A 23536-nucleotide genomic window follows, 5' to 3' on the forward strand; every position below is an offset into this window, starting at 1 on the left:
GGAGGGAAGGGAAGGAAGCCGGGGAGGGCGCGGTCATGGGGTCTGATCCTTCGAGGTGCGAGAGCGGGCGTACGGCGCTGCGGAGCGAAGTCCGTGCGGCTAGCGGCCCGATCGCTCGCACCCGCGCCGCCACGGGACGTTGAACGTCCGTACGGCGGCGGTGAGGTGCTGGATCATGGTCGTCATTGTGGGACGGCCTCCCACGCCAGGTCAACAGCCCGTGGACCGTGCCCTTCGTTCCGTCACGGCTTGCGCAGCACTCCCCCGTACTCGTAGATCCCCTTGTTGGAGTCGGTCGCCCCGAGGTACGGCACGAGGTCCGGGTCGACCGGCGCGAGCGGCGGCTGGTCGGCGTCGGGGCGCCAGTCGACGAGGTTGACCAGGCCGGGCTCGATGGGCTCCAGGCCCTCCAGCAGGGCGTCGACTTCGGCGGGGGTGCGGGTCTGCCAGGGGACGCCGCCGCCGGAGATGTGCGCGGTCATCGCCGCGCCCCGCTCGGGGTCGTCGGCGACCACCTGCGAGAAGCCGAGGAGGCTGCCCGGGGCCGCGCGGTCGATGACGGTCCGCAGGATGCGGTGGGGCCCGTCGGCGTCGACGAGGTGGTGGCCCACGGAGAGGAAGAGCACGGCGACCGGCTCGTCGAAGTCGATGAGCCGCACCACGTCGGGGTGTTCGAGGATCGCGTCCTGGTCCCGCATGTCGCCGGTGATGACGGTCGTGGAGGAGTCGTCGGCGAGCAGGGCGCGGCCGTGCGCGAGGACGATCGGGTCGATGTCGACGTACACGACGCGGGCGTCGGGGGCGAAGCGCTGGGCGACCTGGTGGACGTTGGCGTCGGTGGGCAGTCCGCAGCCCATGTCGATGAACTGGCGGATGCCCGCCTCGCGGGTCAGATGACGCACCACACGGAAGAGGAACTCGCGGTTCTGCCGGGCGATGTCGACGCACTCGGGGAACGACGGCAGGGTGGAGAGCAGGAAGTTCCGGTCCACCTCGTAGTTGTCCTTGCCGCCCAGCATCCAGCCGTAGGCGCGCGCCGAGGTCGGGATGTCGTAGGGGATGGACGGAATGGACACCGTCTCGGGCTGGTTGTCACTGGCCACAGTGCGCTCTCCACCTCTCCCGTGGGATTCACGGAACGTGTTCCTTGGCGTGACACTATCCGGTGATCCACGTTCGGGTGAACCGACCGCCGGAAGTCCAACGGCCCCAGGGGGAACGGCGGTTGGGGAGAAGTCCGGGCCCCGCGCGTGGGGCACGGGCCCCGGTGCGCACTGTGGTGTGCCCCACCCGGCCGCCGTCCGGGCCTCCGCATGGCGCATGATCGTGGCAGAGCCATCCGCACCACCGGATCCGTACCACCCAGAGAGGACCTCCCCATGGAAGACCGCTTCGACGTCGTCGTGCTCGGAGCAGGACCCGGCGGCTACGTGGCCGCCATTCGCGCCGCCCAGCTGGGCAAGCGCGTAGCGGTCGTCGAAGAGAAGTACTGGGGCGGTGTCTGCCTCAACGTCGGCTGCATCCCGACGAAGGCGCTGCTGCGCAACGCCGAGCTGGCGCACCTCTTCACGCACGAGCAGAAGACGTACGGCATCAAGGTCGACGGACAGGTCTCCTTCGACTACGGCGAGGCGTTCAGCCGCAGCCGCACGGTCGCGGACGGCCGCGTCAAGGGCGTCCACTTCCTGATGAAGAAGAACGGCATCACGGAGTTCGACGGCCGGGGCACGTTCCTGGACGCGAACACGCTGCAGGTGGCGAAGTCCGACGGCACGACCGCCACCATCGGCTTCGACAACTGCATCATCGCCACCGGCGCCACGCCCCGCCTGCTGCCCGGCACCAGCCGCAGCGAGCGCGTGGTCACGTACGAGGAGCAGATCCTCGCCGACTCGCTGCCGCGGTCGATCGTGATCGCCGGCGCGGGCGCGATCGGCATCGAGTTCGCCTACGTCCTGCACAACTACGGTGTGAAGGTCACGATCGTCGAGTTCCTGGACCGCGTCGCGCCCCTGGAGGACGCGGACGTCTCCAAGGAGCTGGCCAAGCAGTACCGCAAGCTCGGCATCGACGTGCTGACCTCGACGCGCGTGGAGTCGATCGACGAGTCCGGCGAGCAGGTCGAGGTCACCGTCACGGGCAAGGACGGCAAGCAGCAGGTCCTGGAGACGGACAAGGTCCTGCAGGCCATCGGTTTCGCGCCGAACGTCACCGGCTACGGCCTGGAGGCGACCGGCGTGCAGCTCACCGAGCGCGGCGCGATCGACGTCGACGGCCGCTGCCGCACGAACGTCCCGCACATCTACGCCATCGGCGACGTGACCGCGAAGCTGATGCTGGCGCACACCGCCGAGTCCATGGGCGTCGTGGCGGCGGAGACCCTCGCGGACGCCGAGACGATGGAACTCGACTACCCGATGATCCCGCGCGCCACCTACTCGCAGCCGCAGATCGCCAGCTTCGGCTGGACGGAGGCGCAGGCCAAGGAGAAGGGCTTCGACGTCAAGGTCGCGAAGTTCCCCTTCCAGGCCAACGGCAAGGCGCACGGCCTCGGCGACACCGTCGGCTTCGTGAAGATCATCAGCGACGCGAAGTACGGCGAGATCATCGGCGCGCACCTGATCGGCCCCGACGTCACCGAGCTGCTGCCCGAGCTCACCCTGGCCCAGCAGTGGGACCTCACCGTCCACGAGGTCGCCCGCAACGTCCACGCGCACCCGACGCTGGGCGAGGCCGTCAAGGAAGCGGTGCACGGCCTGGCCGGGCACATGATCAACTTCTGACGGCGCCCGGGCGCCCCGCCACGACGGATGTGACCGGAATACGGCGGTTCAAGTGGCGGGGCCGCCCGCTCCGGCCGATGCTGGGCGGGACACGACTGTGATGCCTCGGGGGCGAGGAGAGGCAGTAGCCGATGTTCTCAGGCCTGGGCCGATTCGTGGTCCGCCGCCCCTGGTGGATCATCCTGGCGTGGGTGGTGGTGGCCGGCGCGGTGATCTCGCTGGCGCCGAAGCTCACGTCCAGCAGCGACGAGGCGAGTTTCCTTCCTGACCACTACGAGTCCATTCGCGCCGCCGACGTGCAGGAGAAGGAGTTCCCCAAGCAGCAGAACATCGGCGCGATCATCGTCTTCGAGCGCTCCGACGGCCAGAAGCTGACGGCCGCCGACTCCGCCGACGTGGCCCGCGTCTCCAAGGACCTGCAGGCCAGGAAGATCCCCGAGGTGCAGGCCGTCGTGCCGGGCGAGGTCTCGCCCAACAAGCTGGTGCAGACGTCGGTCGTCGCGATGCCGAAGATCACCAGCCCCGAGGACACCTCGCAGCAGGACGCGGTCAAGCAACTGCGGGAGGACCTCACCCCGGAGCTCAAGGACACCGACCTGTCGGCGGGGATCACCGGATCCGCCGCCCAGGCGCTCGACGAGAGCGACGCGTCCGAGCGGGCGGGCATCCTCGTCGGCGTCGGCACGATCGTCATCATCATCGTGCTGCTGCTCGTGATCTTCCGCAGCCCCATCATCGCGCTGCTGCCGGTGGTCCTGATCGGCCTGATCTCGCCGATGGCGACCGGCCTGATCGCCTCCGCCAACAAGGCCTTCGACATGAAGGCCGACTCCTCCATCCAGGAGCTGCTCACCGTCGTCCTGTTCGGCGTCGGCACCGATTACATCCTGTTCCTGCTCTTCCGCTACCGGGAGGCGCTGCGCGCGGGCGAGGACTCCAAGAGCGCCATGGTGCACGCCATCGAGCGGGTCGGCGAGGCCATCACCTCGGCCGCGGGCGCCGTCATCGTCGCGTTCGCCGCCCTCACGCTCTCCTCCCTCGGCATGCTCCGCTCCATGGGCCCGGCACTCGCCATCGCGGTGTTCGTCACGCTCCTCGCCGGGCTCACCCTCGTCCCCGCGGTGGTCTCGCTGCTCGGCACGAAGGTGTTCTGGCCCTCGAAGTCCTGGCAGCGCGAGCCGCACGGCACGGGCTACGCCCGGCTCGGCACGTCGATCGCCCGCAGGCCCGCCGTGTGGACGGTGGTCTCGGCCCTGTTCATGGGCGCGCTCGCGCTCGGTGCACTGGGCTACAAGGCCAACTTCGACCTCGCCGGGTCCTCGCTGCCCAAGGACAAGGAGTCCATGGTCGCCATGGACACCCTCCAGAAGGGCTTCCCCGCGGGCACCACCGACCCGACCTCGGTCTACCTCAGCTCGACCACCGACAAGCCGGTCACCGCGGCCGAGGCCGCCACCTTCCGCGAACAGCTCTCCGGTGTCCGGGGCGTGGGCGAGGTGGCCGAGCCCCGCCTGAGCCCGGACCGTACGACGGCCTCGTACTCCGTGATCCTCTCGGACCCGCCGGCCTCCGACAAGGCCCTCGCGACCGTCAAGGACCGGTTGCGCCCCGCCGCCCACGACGACGCCCCGGCCGGTACGCAGGCGCTCGTCGGCGGTACCACCGCGGTGTACGTCGACATCAACAAGGCGGTGGACCGCGACTATTCGGTGGTCTTCCCGGTGGCGGCCCTCGCCATCATGGTGATCCTCGGACTGCTCCTTCGCAGTCTGGTGGCGCCCTGGTACCTGATGCTGTCCGTCGCGCTCGGCTTCGGCGCGACGCTCGGGGCGACCTCGCTGATCTTCCAGCAGATCGGCAGTCAGCCCGGGTTGATGTTCATGCTGCCCGTGATCATGTACTTGTTCGTGGTCGCGCTCGGCACGGACTACAACATCCTCATGGTGTCGCGCCTGCGCGAGGAGGCCCGCGAGGGCCGCAACCCGCACGACGCGGCGGGCACGGCGGTGCGCCACTCGGGCCCGACGATCGGCTCGGCGGGCGTGATCCTCGCCGGTACGTTCGCGACGCTCATGCTCGCGGGCAACTCGACGCTCTCCCAGATGGGTTTCTCGCTCTCCTTCGGCATCGTGATCGCCGCCTTCGTCATGGCGATGGTCTTCACCCCGGCGCTGACGGCCCTCATCGGCCACGCGGCCTGGTGGCCCGGTCACGGCGACGAGAAGCGGAACGGAAACGGCGGCGCTCCCCCTGCGGACCCGCAGGAGGAGCCGGTCGGCGGCGCGCGGCGCTCGCAGTAGGGCCGGCCCGCACGATCCCCGTCAGCGTCCCGCTCAGCGCCACGCACACCACGCCGGCGCCGACGGCCAGACAGACCTCGGCGACCCCGAATCCGGCCGCCGCCGCGGTGACGGCGGCGGCCCCGACCGGGCCGAGCGAGTAGTGCGTGGTCCAGAACGCCGCGGTGACCCGGCCCAGGAGATGACCGGGCGTCACCTCCTGGCGCAGGGACATGGAGCAGATGCCCGCGACGCCCGTGGCGAGCAGCATGACCGCCGAGAGCGCGCCGATCACCGGCACGCTGTCGGTCAGTCCGAGACCGGCGATGCCGATACCGCCCAGCGCGATGGCACCCACCCAACTCGGCCCGAATCCAAGGCCCTTGCGCAGCCGGGCGACCAGGAACGAGGCGAGGAGGGTGCCGCCGGTGCCCGCGCTCAGCACATAGCCCACCGTGTCGTCGCCGTGCCCGAGGTCCTTCTTGACCCGGAAGATGATGACGTCGGTCATGCCGTGCGTGAGGAAGATGAACAGGGACAGCAGGATCGTCAGGGGGCGCAGGACGGGGTGCGCCCACAGGAAGCGGATGCCCGCGAGGAACTCGCCGCGCACGCCGCCTTCCCTCCGCTCCTCCTCCCCTTCCTCCCCTTCCTCCCCTTCCTTCCCTTCCTTCCCTTCCTTCCCTTCCGTCGGCTTCAGCTTGACGAGGAGCAGCCCCGCGGCGGACACGGCGAACGTCGCGGCGTCGATCCCGATGGCGGCCACGGGGCCGAACGCCGCGGTGACGAAGCCCGCGAGGGCGGGCCCGGCGACCGTCGCGACGGCAAAGGAGCCGTAGAGGTGGGCGTTGGCCTTGATGATCTGGCCGGGCTCGACGATCGCCGGGACCACGGTCACGTACGTCACCTGGAAGAGCATCGCGAAGCCACCGGTGAGCGGAACGACCGTGTAGATCACCCACATCGGCGTCGCGAACAGCCACACCAGCGGGATCAGCGCGTACAGCAGACAGCGCGCCACGTCGGCGAGCATCAGGAGCCTGCGCCGGTCGAACCGGTCGGCGATCACACCGGCGAAGAGTCCCGTGACGATCGACGCGACCCCGGTGAGGCCCGTGACCAGACCCATCTGGACGACCGAGCCCGTGCCGTGCAGCACGAGCAGCGGGATCGCCACGAACGAGAAGGAGTCCCCGAGGGCGGACAGGGTCTGGATGAGCAGAAAGACGCGGTAGTTGGAGTTGGCCCACAGCGAGACGGTCGGCGCGCGGCCCGTCACCGGCTCCCGCCGCTGTGCTCCGCGGCCAGCGCCTCGCGCACGGCCGAGCGGCCCGCCTCGCGGAACACCCGCTCGTGCGCGTCGACTTCGTGCACCCACACACGGTGCACACGGACCGTGCGGGCCTCCCCCGCGAGCCCCTCGCGCACGCCTTCCTCAAGAGCCGCGGCGAGATCGGCGTCGAGGACGTCCGTGCCGAGCGGATTGACGAAGGCGTACGTTCGTTGCTCGCGCCCGACGTCGAGGGTGACCCGCGCCCAGCCGCCGCAACTGGTCTGGTTCCCTGCGGTGGCGGTCCGCCGGATCGGCAGCTCGCTCCGCGCCAACTCCGCCGCCTGGGCGGCGAGTTCGTACTGCGTACGCCAGTCGGCGTCGGGGAAGCCGAGGACCAGCCGGTCGACGCCGGCCCGCCCGAACTCGACGATCTTCTCGGCGGCCCGCTCCGGTGTGCCGTGGACCTGCGTGGCGGCGGCGCGTTCGGCGTCGATGCCGTAGCGGCGCAGCACGCTTCCGTCCGTCGGGGGCCTGCGCTCGCGCGTGCCGACGGCATCGAGGCCCGCCGGGACGGCGACGCTCACCGTCGGCCGGGCGGCGCGTCCGCTCCCGGCCGCCAGCGCGGTCAGGCGGGGCACCGTCCGGGCGACGTACGCGGGGGAGGCGAGGTTCGGGAACCAGCCGCCGAACCGGACCGCGCGCCGCAGGTCGGCGTCCGACTCGCCGCCGACGAGGAAGGGCGGCCGGTTCACGCGCGGCTTCAGGACCAGTTCCGCGCCGCCGACCTCCGTCGGGTGCCCCACGAGCAGGCTCCGCAGCTGGTCGAGCACGCGGTCGGTCCGCTCGTCGCGCTCTTCGTACGGCACGCCGGTCGCCGCCCGCAGGGGGGCGTCGGCGAACCCTCCGCGCCACTGTGCCCAGGCGCTGCCGCCGGTGTCGACGCCCAGCAGCAGCCGGCCCCCGGAGAGGAATTGGAGGGTGGCGAGCTGTTTGGCGAGCGGGGCGACCTGGTGGACGGGGGCGGTCAGGACGCCGTAGCCGATCCTGATGCGGCCGGTCACCGCGGCGGCCGTGGCGAGCGTGACCGTCGCGTCGAGCACCGGGGCGCGCCCCGCCAGGTGGTCGCTCGCCCACACGGACTCGAAGCCGAGCTCCTCCGCGCGGCGCGCGGCCGCGGCGAACTCCCCGGCCTGCCCCTCCCCGTCCGCCCGCAACATCGGCAGGAAGACCCCGACGTCGACGGCCATGTCCTCCCCCCACCCCCACGTTCCGTGCCCGACGCCTCCGCGGGCCCGGGAGAACGCTAGTCGACGTTGCCCTCACGCGAGAAGTGCGGGCACCGCCACCCCTCGTCCCCCCCTCGTCCCGGAAGAGAAGCCTTCGGTGGACCGCTCCGCCGCGCCCCCGATCCGTTCCGCCGATAAAATTTCTTCCGCGAGGTGTCGAGAACGCGCCGCCCGCTCCGACGTCCCCTGTGAGAGTCGCCCATGAGGGGTGACGGCGCAGTCGAGGAGCGAAGTCATGAAGTATCTGGTGATGGTCCAGGGCTCGCAGGCGGACTACGAGGCGATGGCGGGCAAGCCCTCCGGGAACAGCCCGGCCTGGAGCGAGCAGGAACTGCAGGCCATGTTCGCCTTCATGGGCGGGATCACCAACGATCTCGCCGAGTCCGGTGAGCTCGTGGACGCGCAGGGCCTCACCGAGCCCGCGCAGGCCCGCTTCGTCAGCAAGGACAAGGACGGCCGCCCGGTGATCACTGACGGCCCCTACGGCGAGACGAAGGAGGTCCTCGCCGGCTACTGGGTGGTCGACTGCGAGAGCCTCGACCGGGTCACCGAGATCGCCAAGCGCATCACGGCGTGCCCCGGGCCCGAGGGCCTCGTCGAGCCGCCCGTCGTGATCCGCCCGATCCAGGACGCCTCGGGAGGCGAATGTTGAGACGTACGTCGGAGGTCGAGGACCTGCTGCGCCTGCACGCGCCGCAGGTCCTCGGCGCGCTGGTGCGCCGGTACGGGCACTTCGCCACCGCCGAGGACGCCGTGCAGGAGGCGCTGCTCGCGGCGGCGCGGCAGTGGCCCGGCCAAGGGGTGCCGGACAATCCGCGGGGCTGGCTGATCAGAGTCGCCTCGCGCCGGCTCATGGACCAGCTGCGCGCCGACGAGGCGCGGCGCCGGCGCGAGGAGGACGCGGCGCTGCTCACGCCGCGCGACACGTTCACCGCTCCCCCGCCGGGCGAGAGCCGGGCCCCCTCGGACGACGACACGCTCACCCTGCTGTTCCTGTGCTGCCACCCGGAGCTGAGCCCGACCGCGCAGGTCGCCCTGACGCTGCGCGCCGTCGGCGGTCTGACGACGGCCGAGATCGCCCGCGCGCATCTGGTGCCCGAGGCGACGATGGCGCAGCGGATCAGCAGGGCCAAGGGGAGGATCAAGGGGACGCCGTTCCGGCAGCCTGGGCCCGGGGACCGCGACGCACGGCTCGCCGTGGTCCTCCAGGTGCTGTATCTGATCTTCAACGAGGGCTATACGGCGACCTCGGGCGACGCCCTGCACCGCGCCGACCTCGCGCGCGAGGCGATCCGCCTGACCCGCTCCGTCCGCCGACTGCTGCCCCAAGAGGGGGCGGTGACGGGCCTGTTGGCGCTGATGCTGCTCACCGAGGCGCGCACCGCCGCCCGCACGGGGCCGCACGGCGAGCTGATCCCGCTCGACGAGCAGGACCGCGCTCTCTGGGACCGGCAGGCGATCGCCGAGGGCACGGCGCTGGTCGAGGAGGCACTGACCCAGGGCCCGCCCGGCGCCTACCAGTTGCAGGCGGCCATCGCGGCGCTGCACGACGAGGCCGAGCACGCGGACGCCACGGACTGGCCACAGATCCTCGCCCTGTACGACGTCCTGGTACGCCGCACTCCCGAGCCCATGGCCGAGCTCGGGCGGGCCGTCGCCCACGCGATGGTGCACGGGCCGCGGGCCGGGCTCGGCGAACTGGCGGCGCTGGAGGACCGGTTGAAGGGGCACTACCGTCTCGAAGCCGTGCGCGCCCATCTCCTGGAGCGGGCGGGCGACACCGAAGGGGCCCGCGCCGCCTACCAGTTGGCGGCACAGGGCACTCTCAGCCGCCCCGAGGCCCGCTACCTTCAGACGCGCGCCGCCCGGCTCCCGGCCTGAGCGGGAACCCGGCCGAGCGGGGCGCAGTGCTCGGCGACCGTGTCGGCGAATGCGCGGGCCAGCGGGCTGAGCGCGTCCCAGCGGCGCACCGCCCAGCCGACCGAGAGCGGCGGCAGTTCCGGAACCGGGACCAGGCGCAGCCCCGCGGGGCCGTGCTCGCGCCAGCCCGGCAGTGCGGGCACCACGGCCCGGCCGAGGCCGATCTCCGCGAGGAGGACGGCGGTGTCCCAGTCGGCGACGCTGGTGACCGTCGGCAGCGTCACCTCCAACTCGCCGAGGTGGGCGTCGAGTTGCCCGCGCGAGGTGGAGTTCACCGGCGGCGTGATGAGCTGCGCGGTGGCCAGCTCGGCGGGGTCGACCCGCGGCCGGTCGGCGAGCGGGTCGTCGGCACGGACGGCGAGGACCCAGGGCAGTTCGACGACGGGCCGCTGCTCGACGCCGCGCACCGGCTCCCCCAGGGTGATCCAGGCGAGGTCGAGGTCGTCGGCGGCGAGCGCGTCGAAGCTCCTGCGGTTGGAGCTGACGGTCTGGAACTCCAGGCTGACGCGCGGGTAGCGGTCGCGGAAGGCGACGACGGCCTCGGCCATGAAGTGCCGTACGGAGGTGGCCCCTGTGGTGATCCGCACCGCGCCGCCGTCGCCGCGCACCTGCTCGCGCAGTCTGCGTACGGCGAGATCGATGCCGCCGATCCCGTCGGAGGCGGCGGCCTGCAGGATCCGCCCGGCCGAGGTGGGCACCACACCCCGCGCGTGCCGTTCGAGCAGGCTCACGCCGAGTTCCCGCTCCAGGCGCTTGACGTGCTGACTCACGGCCGACTGCGTACAGGACAGGTCGCGGGCGACGGCGCTGAGGCTGCCCGCGCGGCAGACCGCGATGAAGACGCGGAGGTCGTCGAGTGTCACGGGGATGAAGTTATCCCTTGGGGGGATGCAAGAAAACCCGAGGATTGACTTGGGTTTTCACCGTGGCCCAAGATCTTTGACGGCCCGGGCGGCGACCCGGCGACGGGCGTCGACCCGGGGTTCACGGAACGGCCCCGGAGCACGGGCCGACTCGACTCCACAGGAAGGGTGACGCGTGGAAGCGCTGGAGATGGTGGCCGTCGGGGTCGCCGGTGTGGCGGCCGGCGGACTCAACGCCGTGGTCGGTTCGGGCACCCTCATCACCTTCCCCACCCTGCTGGCCTTCGGCTTCCCACCGGTGGTCGCCAATGTGTCGAACAACCTCGGCCTGGTGCCGGGCACGCTCAGCGCCGCGTACGGCTACCGCAGGGAGATGAAGGGCCAGTCCAAGCGCCTGCTCCGCTTCGGCACCGCATCACTGATCGGCGGCCTGATCGGCGCGCTGCTGCTGCTGAAGCTTCCCGCCGACGCGTTCCAGGCGGTGGTGCCGTCCCTGATCCTGACCGCGTGCGTCCTCGTCCTGCTGCAGCCCTGGCTGAGCCGCAGACTGGCGGACCGCAAGACCGGAGGAAGGAGCGACGGCGGCATCCCCATGTGGTGCGGCGTCCTCGCCACCGGTGTCTACGGCGGCTACTTCGGCGCGGCCCAGGGCGTGCTCCTCATGGCGTTGTTCGGCACCTTCCTCAAGGACGACCTGCAGCGCCTGAACGCCGCGAAGAACGTCCTCGCCTCGATCGTGAACGGCGTCGCGGCGGTCGTCTTCATCGTGGTCGCCGACATCGACTGGGCGGCGGCGGGCCTGATCGCCCTCGGCTCGACGCTCGGCGGCCTGGTGGGCGCCCGCTACGGCCGCCGCCTGCCGCCCACGGCGATGCGCGCCTTCATCGTCGTGGTCGGGGTCACGGCGTCGGTGGTCATGCTGGCGCGGTAGCGGCCGGGGGCCGCCGGAGAGAGCGCCCCCGGGTAACGCAGCTCACACGCGCAGGCCCCCCACCTGGGAACACCACCCTATGGTTTATCGTTGAACATGATGTGGCCCCGACCGAGATTCCCCCGTCCGGTCGGGGTCACACCGCGTTCATGACGGCTTCTTCCCCTGTTTTCACGCCTTCGAGGGCGAATATGCCAACCGCACCGCGTCACACACGCCCGAGCGGCATCATGCGTCCATGGACGGTGCCAAGCCTGTGCAGGTCTTGTTCACGCCCGAGGAGTACGCCGCACTCCTGCGGCACGCGGACCAACTCGGGGTGCCGGTAGCCGAGTTCATACGTCGCGCGGTCACCGTCCGCGCCGCGGAGCACCCCGGCCAGTGCCGGGCCTCCGACACCCGGCGCGGGGCGACCGTGCCCCCGATCCAGCGGAGCCTCGACGCGGACGGGACGCCCGCGCTCCAGCGCTTCCTGGACACCCTCGCCGCCTCGGCGGAGCCCGAGGAGCACGGAGGGCGGTGACCGGAGAGCACGGAGGGCGGTGGACCGGAGAGCACGGACGAGCGGCGAGGAGCGGGCGGCACTCAGGGAGAGGGCTGCCCATGCCTCAGGAGAGGACGATCTCCGGCTTGTAGAGGTCCAGCCAGAGCGCCAGGTCCAGCGTCCGCTCCAGGCCGCGCCGGGACGGCTGGGTGATCTGCGGAGCACTCGCCTCGGCCGCCCGCGCGGCCGCCTCGCGGTCCACGAGGTCGAACACCGGATGCCCGGGCCGGGCGAGCAGGTCCTTGACGTGCCCCTGGAGGGCGACCGCGTACTCGGGGTCCTGCGTGGAGGGATAGGGGCTCTTCACCCGGTCGTAGACGGACTGCGGCAGCACATCGGCGGTCGCCTCGCGCAGCAGGCTCTTCTCCCTGCCGTCGAAGGACTTCAGCGCCCAGGGCGTGTTGTACACGTACTCGACCAGCCGGTGGTCGCAGAACGGCACGCGCACCTCCAGGCCGACGGCCATGCTCGCGCGGTCCTTGCGGTCGAGCAGAAGGCGCACGAAGCGGGTCAGGTGCAGATGGCTGATCTTCCGCATCCGGTACTCGAAGTCGCTCTCGCCGTCCAGGCGCTGGACCCCGGCGACGGCCGTCGCGTAGCTCTCCTTGACGTACGTGGGCAGGTCGAGCGCGGCGTTCAGGTCGGGGCGCAGGATCCCGGCGTCGTCGCCGAAGTGGTTGGCGAACTTCACCAGCCAGGGGAAGGTGTCGGCCGCGCGCGCCTCCTCGTCGAAGAACTGCAGATACCCGCCGAACACCTCGTCCGCGGACTCTCCGGACAGCGCGACCGTGGAGTGCTCGCGGATGGCGCGAAAGAGGAGGTAGAGCGAGGCGTCCATGTCGCCGAAGCCCATGGGGATGTCCCGCGCGCGGATCATCTTGGCCCGCACCTCGGGGTCCGCGAGCGCGTCCGAGTCCAGGACGATGTCGCGGTGCTCGGTGCCCGCCGACTTCGCGACGTCGTGGACGAAGGGGGTGTCGGGCGTGCCGCGCAGTTCGTCGGCGACGAAGTTGTCGGTCTGGCCGACGAAGTCGACGGCGAAGCTGCGCACCGTCTCGCCCGCCTCAGCGAGCCGGCGCGCGGCGAGCGCCGTCATCGCCGACGAGTCGAGGCCTCCGGAGAGCAGGGTGCAACGCGGCACGTCCGAGACGAGCTGGCGGCGCACGATGTCGTCGAGCAGCTCGCGGACCTTCGCGATCGACGCGTCCCGGCCGTCGGTGTGAGGGCGCGTCCGAAGGCTCCAGTAGACGTGCCGGCGCAGCCCCGAGCGGTCGACGGTCACCACCGTGCCGGGCTCGACCTCGCGCATGCCGTCCCACACGGCGTGGCCGGGCGTCTTGACCGTGGCGAAGACCTCCCGCAGGCCGTCCAGGGTGACGCGGGCGCGGGCCAGCGGGTTGGCGAGGATCGCCTTGGGCTCGGAGCCGAACAGGACGCCGTCGGAGGTCTCGTAGAAGTAGAAGGGCTTGATGCCCATGCGGTCGCGGACCATGACGAGCCTGTCGTGGCGGGCGTCCCAGATCGCGAAGGCGTACATGCCGTTCAGCCGCTCGGCGAGCGCCTCGCCCCACTCGAGATAGCCGCGCAGCACGACCTCGGTGTCGGACTCGGTGGTGAACCGGTGGCCGCGGCCGGTCAGTACGCGCCGGAGCTCGGTGAAGTTGTAGGTCTCGCCGGAGTAGACCATCGCGACGGTGCCCGACGGCGTCTCGACCGTCATGGGCTGGCGCCCGCCGGGCAGATCGATGATCGCCAGCCGGCGGTGCCCGAGCCCGGCGGGTCCGCCGGTCCACGTGCCGCGGTCGTCGGGACCGCGGCAGGACATCGTCTCCGTCATCGCGTCCAAGGTGGTGGACTCGGCCGTCAGATCACGGTCGAAGGAGACCCAGCCGGTAATGCCGCACATGCGCTTTCCTTCCGCTCGGCGAACTAGATGTATCTAGCACCTATGCAAGGAGCGTGCGCCTCCGATTGCGTACGGTCAACGTCCCGGCAACACGACCGCCCCGGCCGACCCCCGCGGTTTCGGCCGTGCTTTACCAAGGCCAGAGAGCACGCGGCGAGCAGGACACACCCACCCACCGCGCCGGCACGGGAGCGGCCCACGTCACGGAAGGAAACATTCCGGCCACGGGCAAAGTCTTGTCAACGATCCAGCAACCGCTCGACCTCGTCGCGGGCCTGCTCGATGGCGCCGGGAAAGACGTGCAGACCGTGCGCCACGAGACCGCCCTCGTGCAGCAGCATCAGCGTCCGGCCCAGACGCTCCGCCTCGCGCCGCGGGACGATCTCCGCGACGAGATCCGTGAAGAGCGCGAGCGTCCACGCCTTCTGCCCGGCGATGACCGGGTACGCGAGATGGGCGGGGTCACTGATCTCGGCATGCGCGTCGACCATGCCGCAGCCCTCGGTCAGGTGCCCCTCGGCCCAGTCCCGCGAGGCGTCGAAGGCGGCGAGGATCCGGGCGCGCGGCGTGGCCGCGGCCGCCGGGTACGGGGCGAGGAAGGCCCGCCAGCGCTCGTCCCGGTCGGCGGCGCGGCGCGCACCGACGTACGACCGACGCCGCGCCGTTCACCGCGGGGTCAAGAGCGCCTGCACCCCGGGGGCGTACCGGTCGGTGAGCTCGGTGATCTCCGCGGCGCGCAGATGCGGGCCGCGGGCGATGCCGTACATCACGCCGAGGCCGATCAGCATGCCGACGACGAGCTCGGCGCGCAGCCCCGCGTCCGGCCCCGGCAGCCGCTCGCTCAGCCGCTGGACCACCTGCGCACGGAAGTTGGCGCGCAGGATGTCGCCCTGCTCGCCGTGGAGCGGGGCGAAGACGATGCGCAGGATCGGGTCGGCGCCCCGCTCGGCCTGACCGGTCAGCAGGTGGCGGACCATGTGGCGGCCGAGCTCCTCGACGGGCGCGGCGAAGAACTCGTCCGCGTCGGTCTCGAACGACATGACCTGGCAGAACAGCGCGTCCTTGTTGCCGAAGTACTTGAGGATCAACGGCGCGCTCACACCGGCGCGTTCGGCCACCGCCTTGAGCGTGATGTCGCCGTGCGCGTGCCGCGCGAGGAGATGCCGGACGGCGCGGACGATGGCCCCCTTGGTCGCCTCCGCGTCGCGGCGGCCGGAGGCGCAGGGCGCGCCCGTCCGCGCGGTGGCGCCCGACCCCGCGGTCACGCCTTCCTCCACCGTCATGTCCACCACGGTCACCTTCCCTCCAGAGCCGTCTCCTGGGCGGACCCCCCGCGCCCGGCGATCGGTCGCTCGCCGTCCGGTGCCGTGTCCGAGGGTATGGCCAGGGCGGCGGCGCACGCGACGAGTGCGACCGTCGCGGCCAGGCCGAACGCGAGTTGATAGCCGCCGAGGGCGGGAACCTGCGCGCCCTCGACGACCGAGGTGTGCCGCACGAGCACGGCGGCGACCGCCGCACTGGAGACGCTCTGCCCGATCGTCCGCATCAGGACGTTCACGCCGTTCGCGGACGCGGTCTGCTCGACGGGCACCGCCCGGAGGATCAGGGTGGGCAGCGCCGAGTACGCGAAGGTCGTCCCGGTCGCCACCACCGCCCCGCCCGCCACGACCACCCACAACTCCCGGCTGTCGACGACGCGTACGACGTAGCCGAGAGCCATGATCGCGGCGCCGACGGCGAGGGTGATCCGGGGGCCGCGGGCCGTCGAGACCCGGGCCGACACCGGGGAGAGCAGCAGCATGACGACGCCGTTGGGCAGCAGGCACAGGCCGGTCGCCACGATCGAGAGGTCCAGGCCGTAGCCGCTGGCCACGGGCGCCTGCACCAGCTGCGCGGTCACCAACGAGTTGGCGTAGAAGGCGAATCCGGCGAGCAGCGCGGCCACGTGCGGCAGCGCCACGCGCCTCCCGACCGCCAGGCGCAGGTCCACCAGCGGCTGTTCCGCGCGCAGTTGCGTACGCCACCACAGGGACAGGACGACGACGGCGCCCGCGAAGAGACCGAGCACCGGGCCGCTCCCCCACCCCCACTGGCCGCCCTGGGACACCGCGAGCAGCAGACAGACCAGACCGGCCGCGAGGCCCAGCGCGCCCCAGGTGTCGAACCGCCCCGGCGAGCGCACCGTCGACTCGCTCACCGCCCACCGCACGAGGACGAGTCCGATGACGCTCAGCACGGCGGTCGCCCAGAACATGGCGTGCCAGTCGGCGTACTGCACGACGAGCGCGGCCAGCGGCAGGCCGAGCGCCGCGCCGATCCCGACGGTGGAGCTCATCAGGGCGACCGCCGAACCGGTGCGCTCGGGCGGGAGTTCGTCGCGCAGGATACTGATGGACAGCGGCACCACCGCGGCGGCGGCGCCCTGCAGGGCACGGGCGGCGATCAGCGGTCCGATGGCGGACGTGAGCGCGCAGAGCACCGATCCGGCGGCCATCAGACCGAGGGCCATGAGCAGGACGCGGCGCTTGCCGTACATGTCGCCGGCCCGGCCGAGCACGGGCGTGAGGACCGCTCCGGACAGCAGCGTCGCGGTGACGAGCCAGGAGACGGCGCCCGGCGAACTGCCGGTCAGCCGGGGCAGATCGGGCAGCAGCGGCACCACCACCGTCTGCGTGACGGCCATGAGGGTGCCGCCGAAGGCCAGGACGGGGACGGCCAGCCGGGCACGCGGTCCGCTCTGTCGACCAGGCCCGCGCGCATCACCGGATATCGGGACGTCCTCCATGAACTCTCCCCCGCCGGCCTGAGGTGAATTGAAATTCACCATAGTGGGTGAATGGCCATTCACCAGCAGGAAATCGGCATGTGCCCACTGAACATGCCACCGTTCCGCCCGAATCGGCACGCCCGTCACGTCCGTCACGCCCCCGCACCGATGCCCCGCCCCTGACCCTCGACCGCCCTTGCGTGGGTCAGGGCGGTTCGGACGCGAGAGGTCCGTCTCGGGCGGCTTCGGTCATACTGCCGCCCATGAACCGACTCCGCATCGGCCTCGTGGGCACCGGCCCCTGGGCCTCCGCCACCTACGCCCCCGGCCTGGCCCACAACCCGGGCGTCGACTTCAGCGGCATATGGGGCCGCCGCCCCGAGGCAGCGGCAGCGCTCGCCACCACGCATGCGACGACGGCGTACGCGGACGTGGACGACCTGTTCGCCGCGAGCGACGCCGTGGCCTTCGCGGTGCCGCCCGACGTGCAGGCGCCGCTCGCCGCGCGGGCCGCGGCGGCGGGCTGCCATCTGCTGCTCGACAAGCCGGTGGCCACGACGCCGGACGGCGCGCGGCAGCTCGTCGAGGCGGCCGAGCGCGCCGGGGTGGCGTCCGTGGTGTTCTTCACGCTGCGCTTCGCCGCCCCCACCTCCGCCTGGCTGGCCGAACAGACCGCCACGGGCGGCTGGTTCACGGGCCGAGCGGACTGGTACGGCTCGTTCTACGCCCCGGACGGCGGCGCGGCGGCATCCGTCTCGCCGTGGCGCGCGAGCCGCGGCGGCCTGTGGGACGTCGGGCCGCACGCCCTGTCGGTACTGATGCCCGTACTCGGCGACGTGACCGCGGTGACGGCGGCGCCGGGCCCCGGGGACACGGCGCATCTGATCCTGCGGCACGCGGGAGGCGCGTCCAGCACGGCGACGCTGAGTCTGACGGCGCCGGTGAAGTGCGCCGGTCTGACGGTGGAGTTGCGCGGCACGAGCGGCACGGCGGTGCTTCCGTCGTGGGACGGACCGACCGATGCCTTCCTGGCGGCGGTCGACGAGCTGGCCGAGGCGGCGCGCACCGGCGTGGCGCACCCGTGCGACGTCCGGTTCGGTCTGCGGGTCACGGAAGTCCTGGCCGAGGCGGAGGGCCTGATCGCGGCGGCGTGATCCGGCCGGGGAAACCCACGGGCGGTCGGTACCGTGGCCGCTACGTAATGGCGAGTGACGGCACCGACCGCAGCCGGTGGCCCTACGAAACCGGTGCGGGAAGAAGGTTCGCGCGGTCCCGCGCTGCCCCGATTCCGACCACACGGATCGGAATACGAACAACCGTCCCACACGCTTCCCACAACGGCTCTATAGGCCTAGGGGGTACCCAATGCCGAGGAATTTCAGCCATTCTCCGGCTCCCCGGACAAGATGCCCCACTGTTGTGCGTGCGCGCCCGACGACGATCAAACCTGCAGGTCGTCGAGCTCGCGCACTCCATCATGCCGCAGGGACTGATCGTTTTCTTCGGGCAATGTTTACTACCAAAGCCGATGTGAATATTTAGACTGATCACGCTCCAACTCGGCGTGCACCAAGAGGGATTACCCATCATGAACAAGACGGCGCTCCGCGCACTGCTCCGCGAACGACGCGCCCTCATTGCCCCTGAATCACATGGCTTCGCCCGCCCCACGGGGCAGGGCCGGCGCGCTCCAGGGCTGTCCCAACACCAGGTCGACCAACTGCTGCATCGCACATTCGGGACGTACCACCGCCTGGAGTCCGGCAATTACCCCAATCCGCCGACCGCGCTGCTGCGCGACGTGGCCCGTCTCTTCGGCCTCAACGAACAGGAATGGGTGTCCCTCTGCAGGTACGCGCTCCTGCAGGACCCCCCGGGTCCGCTCCACCCGACCTCGGGGAAGGAGATACCGGGCGTGTGGCAGGAGGCCGTGGAAGGAATACGGCACATCGCCTACGTGTCGGACGCCTCCTGGGACCTCCTCGCCTACAACCAGCCGTTCGCGGCCCTCTTCCCCGGCAGGAACGTCCCCGCCAACACGATGCGCTGGATGCTCCTGGACGGACGTGAGGTCCTGACGAACTGGCAGACCGCCTGGGCCCCCCTGGTCCTGCCGCAGCTGCGGGCCGCGCTCGCGGCCCGGCCCGAGGACGAGGTCCTGCGGCAGATCGAGAAGGAGGTCCTCGCGGACCCGGAGGCCGCTCCTCTCTACGGAGCCGGCGACTCCTTCCCCCACCCCGACGGCGACGAACGCCCCCTGTTGCACGCCGAGTTCGGTCCGGGCTGGGTCACCATGTGCGCGGCGCAGCCGATGACGGCGCCCGGCGCCCGGCTCATCATCCTCGTGTTCCACCCGGGCGAGAAGCGCGCCCATGTGCGGGCGCCCATGTTGCGGGCGTTCTGACACTCATGCGGGCGATCTGACCCCCGTACACAACAGACGTCTCTCACGCCTCACTCCTTCAGGGGCGACGGGTTCAGCGCGGTGAAGTACGTTGTGCCGCACCCCCCACATCCGACCGAGCCCGTGGGAGCAACGCCGTGCCTGCCTATGTCTCCAGACCGCTGACCGTTTTCGGTGACCACAAAGTCACCACAGGTGAGATAGCCGACGACATACGTGCCCATCACCCGGATCATCCACGTCTGGGCGCGGTGCTCCGCGTGGTGGGCAACTGCGGTGTGGTCACGCGTCACTTCACCCGCCCCGTCGACACTCCCACGGTGGCCGGCCCGGCAGGCATCGAGGAGCGTGCCACCGTCGCCTTCGAGGACGGCCTCGCCATGGCCGAGCGCGCCGCGACCGCCGCACTCGACGCCTCGGGCCTGACCGGCCAGGACGTCGACGCGATCGTCACGGCGCACTGCACCGGCTGGGCCGTCCCCAATCTCGACGTCAGACTCATGGACCGGCTGGGCCTGCGCCCCACCACACGGCACATCGCACTCACCACCCTGGCCTGCGCCGGCGGCGTCCAGGCCCTCATCCGGGCGGTCGACCTCGTGACCGCGAGGCCGGGCAGCAAGGTCCTCGTGGTGGCCGCCGAGGTCATCTCCAGCGTCTACAACCACCACGACACCAGCATCGAGTCGATGATCTACAAGGCGCTGTTCGGAGACTCGGCCGCGGCGGCGATCGTCACCAGCGCACCCCTGGGCCCCGGGGTCGTCATCGACGACACCCTTGAGTACGTCCTGCCGGACAGCCTCGATCATTACCACGGCCGCATTGCCCCGGACGGATTCCACTTCGACTCCACCAAGAGAGCCCTCAAGGCGGCCGACGAGGTGCTCCCCACCGTCCTGGACTGGCTCGGCCCCTACAGCCCCGACTTCGCGGTCGTCCATCCCGGCAGCCCGCGCATCATCGGTGACACGGCGACGGCTCTCGGTCTCGGCGCCCACGACGTCCGTCACTCCACCGCCACCCTCTCCGACGAGGGGAACCTCGGTGGCGTCAGCATCTTCCGGGTCCTCGAACGCACCCACGGCGAACCGCCCGCGCAGGACGCACGGGGTGTCGCCGTGGCCTACGGCCCCGGCTTCACCGCGGCCGCCCTGCGCTGTCGCTGGCATGCCTGAGGGGTTACATGGGCGCGGCCCGTTAATCCAGTTGCCGCCACCGGGCCCCGCTGCTGAAGTGATCCCCATGGATCACGAAGCGGTACTGGCCGCCTACGACCGGCAGATTCGGCACGACGCGAAGAGCGAGGGGCCCGGGACGCTCGTCGAGCGGACCGGTGGTGTCGTGCGGGTGACCGGATCGGCGCACGACTGGAACGGTGTCCTGTGGGCGGACGTCGACGCGTCCACGGCGGACGCCGTGATCGCCGAGCAAGTGCGCCACTACACCGCCGCCGGGCGGGACTTCGAGTGGAAGCTGCACTCCTACGACCACCCCGCCGACCTCGCCGACCGCCTGCTCGCGGCGGGCTTCCGGGCCGATCCGGTGGAGACCGTGATGGTCGCCGAGGCCGCCGCCCTGCCCGCGGGCCCCGGGCTGCCCGACGGCATCCGGCTGCTCCCGGTCACGGACGCGGCCGGTGTCGAGCTCATGGCCCAGGCGCATGTGGCGGCGTTCGGCGAGGGCGAAGCCGAGTTGAGCAAGCACATCGCCGCGCGCGTGCTCGACCAGCTGGCCGAGACGCCGGACGACATCGTCGCGGTCGTCGCCATGGCCGGTGACCGGCCGGTGTGCGGGGCCCGCATGGAGTTCTGCCCGGGCACCGACTTCGCGGGCCTGTGGGGCGGCGGCACGGCCCCGGACTGGCGCGGCAGGGGCATCTACCGCGCGCTGGTGGCCCACCGCGCCGAGATCGCCGTCGAGCGCGGCTACCGCTACCTCCAGGTCGACGCCACGGACGACAGCCGCCCCATCCTCGACCGCCTCGGCTTCGCGACGCTCTGCACGACCACGCCGTACGTGTATCAGCCGTAGGTCAGCCGCCGGCAGGGACCGGACCGCCGTCGGACTCCTGGCCGAGCAGCTTCGCGATCGCCTCCGCCGTGTCCGTCTCGCCGAGCCTCGGGAAGATCTTCTCCACGCTGTTGCGGTGCGCGTCGGCGTCCATGTCGGTCACGGCGTCGACGGCGACGGTCACGTGGTAGCCGTGCTCGTGCGCCGCACGGGCCGTCGACTCCACTCCGATGCTCGTCGCGATCCCGGCGAGTACGACCTGCGTGACGCCCCTGCGGCGCAACTGCAGGTCGAGGTCGGTGCCGTGGAAGGCGCCCCACTGCTGTTTGGTGACGACGACGTCGCTGTCCACGCGCCGGAGTTCGGGGACGAGCTCCGCCCAGTCCGTGGGCAACTCGCCGCCGCGCGCGGGGGCTTCGGTGCGTCCGGGGGCGCCGCCCGTCACCCGCACCAGGACCACGGGAAGCCCGCGCTCGCGGAAGGCGTCGGCGAGCACGGCCGCACGCTCGACGACCTGCCGCGAGGGGTGGACGGTGGGCAGTGCGGTGATGCCCTTCTGGAGGTCGACGAGGACGAGGGCGGTGGTGGGGTCAAGAACGGTTGCGGTCATGGAAGTCACCTTTCTCTTGCGGTCGTTCGTTCGGCGGCGGGTGCGCGCCCGGCCGAGGTGGTCCGCAGCGCGCGGTCCATGACGGTCAGCACGACCAGGGCCACGGCCAGGACGGCGCCGACGCCGGCCATGAGGTGCAGCCCGCCGTCGTCGGCCCGCTGTCCGTAGGCGAGGCCGATGAGCCCGGAGGCCGTGATGGCGCCGACGTACTGGGCGGTGCGCTGAAGCCCCGCGGCCGATCCGATGGCGTCGGGGGGCGCGTACTGCTGCACGGCGACTTGGTTGCCGGTCCCGATGAGCCCCTGCGGAACACCGAAGCAGGCGCCCGCCAGGAGCAGCACGGCGAGCGGCGTCGATCCCGTCGTGAACAGCAGCAGCGCGCTGCCGACGGCGAGCAGCACGGCGGCGAGGGTCAGCGGCCCCCGGATGCCCTTCGTACGCGCCCCGAGCAGTGAACAGGCCAGTGCGGCAAGGGACATCGGCAGCATGACGAGTCCGGCGTGGAGCGCCGACAGGCGGCGGCTCTCCTCCAGCCACTGCGTGAATCCGTACATGACGCAGTAGATGACGAGGCAGCTGAGGCCGTGCCGCAGGTAGGTGCGGGCGAGCGCGTGGTTGGCGCCGAGCATGCGCAGGTCGATGAACGGCCGGGGGTGCCGCAGCTGCCACCAGGTGAGCACGGCGGAGAGCAGGACGACGGGGGCGAGCAGCCACCACATCGGGTGGCGCAGGTCGAGCAGGAAGACGACGAGACAGCTCAGCGCGCCGCTGAAGAGCAGGATTCCCAGCGGGTCGAGGCCACCCGAACTCCCCTTGCCCGCCCGGCACTTGTCCGCCCCTTCGCCCTCCGCCCCGTCCCGTTCGGCCCGCTCCTGACGCGGCACGTCCTTGGGTATCCACAGCAGGGCGCTCGCGTACGCGACGATCGCCACCGGCACGTTGACGGCGAAGATGCCGCGCCACCCCGCGGCCGCGACGAGGAGCCCGCCGAGCGTCGGCCCTATGGCGGCGCTGCCGAGCGCCGCGAAGGAGAGGCGGCCGAGGACGGCGCGCGGGGTCGGGCGGTCCAGCCTCGCGGACTCGTCGCGCAGCACGGCCATCGCGGCCGGGTACGCGGCGGACGTCCCGATGCCGAGCAGCAGCCGGGAGAGGAGCAGCCAGCCGAAGCCGGGGGCCAGCGCCCCGACGAGGCCCGACGCGGCGACGACCACAAGTCCCGCGAGGAAGACCCGGCGCGGTCCGACGGTGTCGGCGAGCCTGCCGAGCACGGGCTGGGCGACGGCACTCGCGAGGTAGAGGACGGAGACGAGCCATGCGGTGTCGGCGGCGCCGACGTGGAAGTCGTGGCCGATCGCCACCAGGCCGGTGGAGATCATCGTGGTGTTGAGCGGGTTGAGCAGCGCACCGAGGAGCAGGGGCGCGGTGAGCCGCGCCCCGAAACCGGCCGCGTCGCCCGCCGCCGGGTCGCCGCGCGCGACGGAAGCGGCTCTCACTTCTGCACCAGCCGCTCCAAGAGGGCGACGGCGTCGGCCAGTTGGCGGCGTTCCGCCGGGTCGAACTCGTCGGTGATGGCCACGGAGAGCCAGCCCTTCTTGGCGGCTCGCGCGTCGGCGAGGGTGCGGCGCCCCTCGTCGGTCACGGAGACGACGGACTGGCGCCCGTCGTCGGGGTCCGGGGCGCGCGCCACGAGCCCCATGGACTCCAGCGCGCCCACGATCATCCGCATCGACTGGGGCCGTACGAGCTCGGCGCGGGCCAGGGCGGCGGTGGTGGCCGGGCCGCCGCGGTCGAGCCGGGAGAGGGCGGAGCGCTGCGAAGGGGTGAGCCCGCCGGCCGGGGACGCGCCGCGCAGCCGCCGCGCAAGGCGTCCGACGACGTTCGCCAGATCGGTGGCGACCTGCTCGGGGACGGGTTCTCCGGGGTGTCCACTCATGCCGCAACCGTAGGAGATAGACAG

At 71.7% G+C, this 23536-nt stretch carries 21 protein-coding genes; 10 read left to right on the forward strand and 11 right to left on the reverse strand.

What is annotated here, in order from left to right; translation table 11 throughout:
• Positions 1–242: 242 nt before the first annotated feature.
• On the reverse strand, positions 243–1103 hold the full coding sequence (locus ACZ4D5_RS13200) for an SAM-dependent methyltransferase (protein WP_467772446.1): 861 nt from the start codon (positions 1101–1103) through the stop codon (positions 243–245).
• A 276-nt stretch (positions 1104–1379) separates the two neighbouring features.
• Between ACZ4D5_RS13200 and lpdA the strand changes: the two genes are divergently transcribed.
• Both lpdA and ACZ4D5_RS13210 read left to right on the forward strand, forming a co-directional pair.
• Entirely contained in the window at positions 1380–2783 is a 1404-nt protein-coding gene (gene lpdA / locus ACZ4D5_RS13205; protein WP_467772447.1) for a dihydrolipoyl dehydrogenase, read from the forward strand.
• A gap of 131 nt (positions 2784–2914) precedes the next feature.
• Positions 2915–5083 (forward strand): MMPL family transporter, encoded by a 2169-nt coding sequence (locus ACZ4D5_RS13210; protein ID WP_467772448.1) that lies wholly within the window; start codon positions 2915–2917, stop codon positions 5081–5083.
• On the opposite strand, the gene ACZ4D5_RS13215 is transcribed toward ACZ4D5_RS13210, so the two are convergent.
• Together ACZ4D5_RS13215 and ACZ4D5_RS13220 are read right to left on the reverse strand one after the other, a co-directional pair.
• Positions 4965–6341: an MFS transporter gene (locus tag ACZ4D5_RS13215; protein WP_467772449.1), complete on the reverse strand. Its 1377-nt coding sequence runs from the start codon at positions 6339–6341 to the stop codon at positions 4965–4967. The two genes, ACZ4D5_RS13210 and ACZ4D5_RS13215, sit on opposite strands and share 119 nt — an antisense overlap.
• On the reverse strand, positions 6338–7582 hold the full coding sequence (locus tag ACZ4D5_RS13220) for an LLM class flavin-dependent oxidoreductase (RefSeq protein WP_467772450.1): 1245 nt from the start codon (positions 7580–7582) through the stop codon (positions 6338–6340). Before ACZ4D5_RS13220 ends, ACZ4D5_RS13215 begins: the two co-directional genes overlap by 4 nt.
• A 274-nt stretch (positions 7583–7856) precedes the next feature.
• Here ACZ4D5_RS13220 and ACZ4D5_RS13225 point away from each other — a divergent pair, with 274 nt between their 5' ends.
• Together ACZ4D5_RS13225 and ACZ4D5_RS13230 are read left to right on the forward strand one after the other, a co-directional pair.
• Complete coding sequence (locus ACZ4D5_RS13225) at positions 7857–8273, forward strand: YciI family protein (RefSeq protein ID WP_467772451.1); 417 nt, start codon at positions 7857–7859, stop codon at positions 8271–8273.
• Positions 8267–9502 (forward strand): RNA polymerase sigma factor, encoded by a 1236-nt coding sequence (locus ACZ4D5_RS13230; protein ID WP_467772452.1) that lies wholly within the window; start codon positions 8267–8269, stop codon positions 9500–9502. The genes ACZ4D5_RS13225 and ACZ4D5_RS13230 overlap by 7 nt, the downstream gene beginning before the upstream one ends.
• Here the strand turns inward: ACZ4D5_RS13230 and ACZ4D5_RS13235 are convergent.
• Complete coding sequence (locus ACZ4D5_RS13235; protein ID WP_467772453.1) at positions 9472–10404, reverse strand: LysR family transcriptional regulator; 933 nt, start codon at positions 10402–10404, stop codon at positions 9472–9474. The two genes, ACZ4D5_RS13230 and ACZ4D5_RS13235, sit on opposite strands and share 31 nt — an antisense overlap.
• Positions 10405–10579: 175 nt before the next feature.
• On the opposite strand from ACZ4D5_RS13235, the gene ACZ4D5_RS13240 reads away from it, so the two are divergent.
• Together ACZ4D5_RS13240 and ACZ4D5_RS13245 are read left to right on the forward strand one after the other, a co-directional pair.
• Entirely contained in the window at positions 10580–11335 is a 756-nt protein-coding gene (locus ACZ4D5_RS13240) for a sulfite exporter TauE/SafE family protein (RefSeq protein ID WP_467772454.1), read from the forward strand.
• A gap of 238 nt (positions 11336–11573) precedes the next feature.
• Entirely contained in the window at positions 11574–11858 is a 285-nt protein-coding gene (locus ACZ4D5_RS13245) for a plasmid mobilization protein (RefSeq protein WP_467772455.1), read from the forward strand.
• Between the two features lie 85 nt (positions 11859–11943).
• On the opposite strand, the gene asnB is transcribed toward ACZ4D5_RS13245, so the two are convergent.
• From asnB to ACZ4D5_RS13265, 4 genes are all read right to left on the reverse strand, one after another.
• Positions 11944–13785, reverse strand: coding sequence for an asparagine synthase (glutamine-hydrolyzing) (asnB, locus tag ACZ4D5_RS13250; protein ID WP_467772456.1), 1842 nt, complete (start codon positions 13783–13785; stop codon positions 11944–11946).
• A 239-nt stretch (positions 13786–14024) separates the two neighbouring features.
• Positions 14025–14276: a hypothetical protein gene (locus ACZ4D5_RS13255; RefSeq protein ID WP_467772457.1), complete on the reverse strand. Its 252-nt coding sequence runs from the start codon at positions 14274–14276 to the stop codon at positions 14025–14027.
• 174 nt (positions 14277–14450) lie between these two features.
• Positions 14451–15068 (reverse strand): TetR/AcrR family transcriptional regulator, encoded by a 618-nt coding sequence (locus ACZ4D5_RS13260; RefSeq protein ID WP_467772458.1) that lies wholly within the window; start codon positions 15066–15068, stop codon positions 14451–14453.
• A gap of 11 nt (positions 15069–15079) precedes the next feature.
• Positions 15080–16570, reverse strand: coding sequence for an MFS transporter (locus ACZ4D5_RS13265; protein ID WP_467772459.1), 1491 nt, complete (start codon positions 16568–16570; stop codon positions 15080–15082).
• 245 nt (positions 16571–16815) lie between these two features.
• Here ACZ4D5_RS13265 and ACZ4D5_RS13270 point away from each other — a divergent pair, with 245 nt between their 5' ends.
• From ACZ4D5_RS13270 to ACZ4D5_RS13285, 4 genes are all read left to right on the forward strand, one after another.
• Positions 16816–17706, forward strand: coding sequence for a Gfo/Idh/MocA family protein (locus tag ACZ4D5_RS13270; protein WP_467772460.1), 891 nt, complete (start codon positions 16816–16818; stop codon positions 17704–17706).
• Between the two features lie 434 nt (positions 17707–18140).
• A complete protein-coding gene (locus ACZ4D5_RS13275) occupies positions 18141–18956 on the forward strand; it encodes an MmyB family transcriptional regulator (RefSeq protein ID WP_467772461.1) in 816 nt (271 codons plus the stop codon).
• 137 nt (positions 18957–19093) lie between these two features.
• Entirely contained in the window at positions 19094–20134 is a 1041-nt protein-coding gene (locus ACZ4D5_RS13280) for a PhlD (RefSeq protein WP_467772462.1), read from the forward strand.
• Positions 20135–20201: 67 nt separating this feature from the next.
• A complete protein-coding gene (locus ACZ4D5_RS13285) occupies positions 20202–20990 on the forward strand; it encodes a GNAT family N-acetyltransferase (protein WP_467772463.1) in 789 nt (262 codons plus the stop codon).
• A gap of 1 nt (position 20991) precedes the next feature.
• Here ACZ4D5_RS13285 and ACZ4D5_RS13290 read toward each other — a convergent pair whose 3' ends face one another.
• From ACZ4D5_RS13290 to ACZ4D5_RS13300, 3 genes are read right to left on the reverse strand one after another with little or no spacing between them, the layout of a single operon-like run.
• The gene (locus tag ACZ4D5_RS13290; RefSeq protein WP_467772464.1) at positions 20992–21579 is read right to left on the reverse strand and encodes an isochorismatase family protein; all 588 of its coding nucleotides are present in this window, start codon (positions 21577–21579) and stop codon (positions 20992–20994) included.
• Positions 21580–21584: 5 nt separating this feature from the next.
• Positions 21585–23072 (reverse strand): MFS transporter, encoded by a 1488-nt coding sequence (locus ACZ4D5_RS13295; protein ID WP_467772465.1) that lies wholly within the window; start codon positions 23070–23072, stop codon positions 21585–21587.
• Complete coding sequence (locus tag ACZ4D5_RS13300; protein WP_467772466.1) at positions 23069–23512, reverse strand: MarR family winged helix-turn-helix transcriptional regulator; 444 nt, start codon at positions 23510–23512, stop codon at positions 23069–23071. The genes ACZ4D5_RS13295 and ACZ4D5_RS13300 overlap by 4 nt, the downstream gene beginning before the upstream one ends.
• Positions 23513–23536: the final 24 nt, after the last annotated feature.

The organism is Streptomyces sp. NPDC025651 (assembly GCF_055558735.1).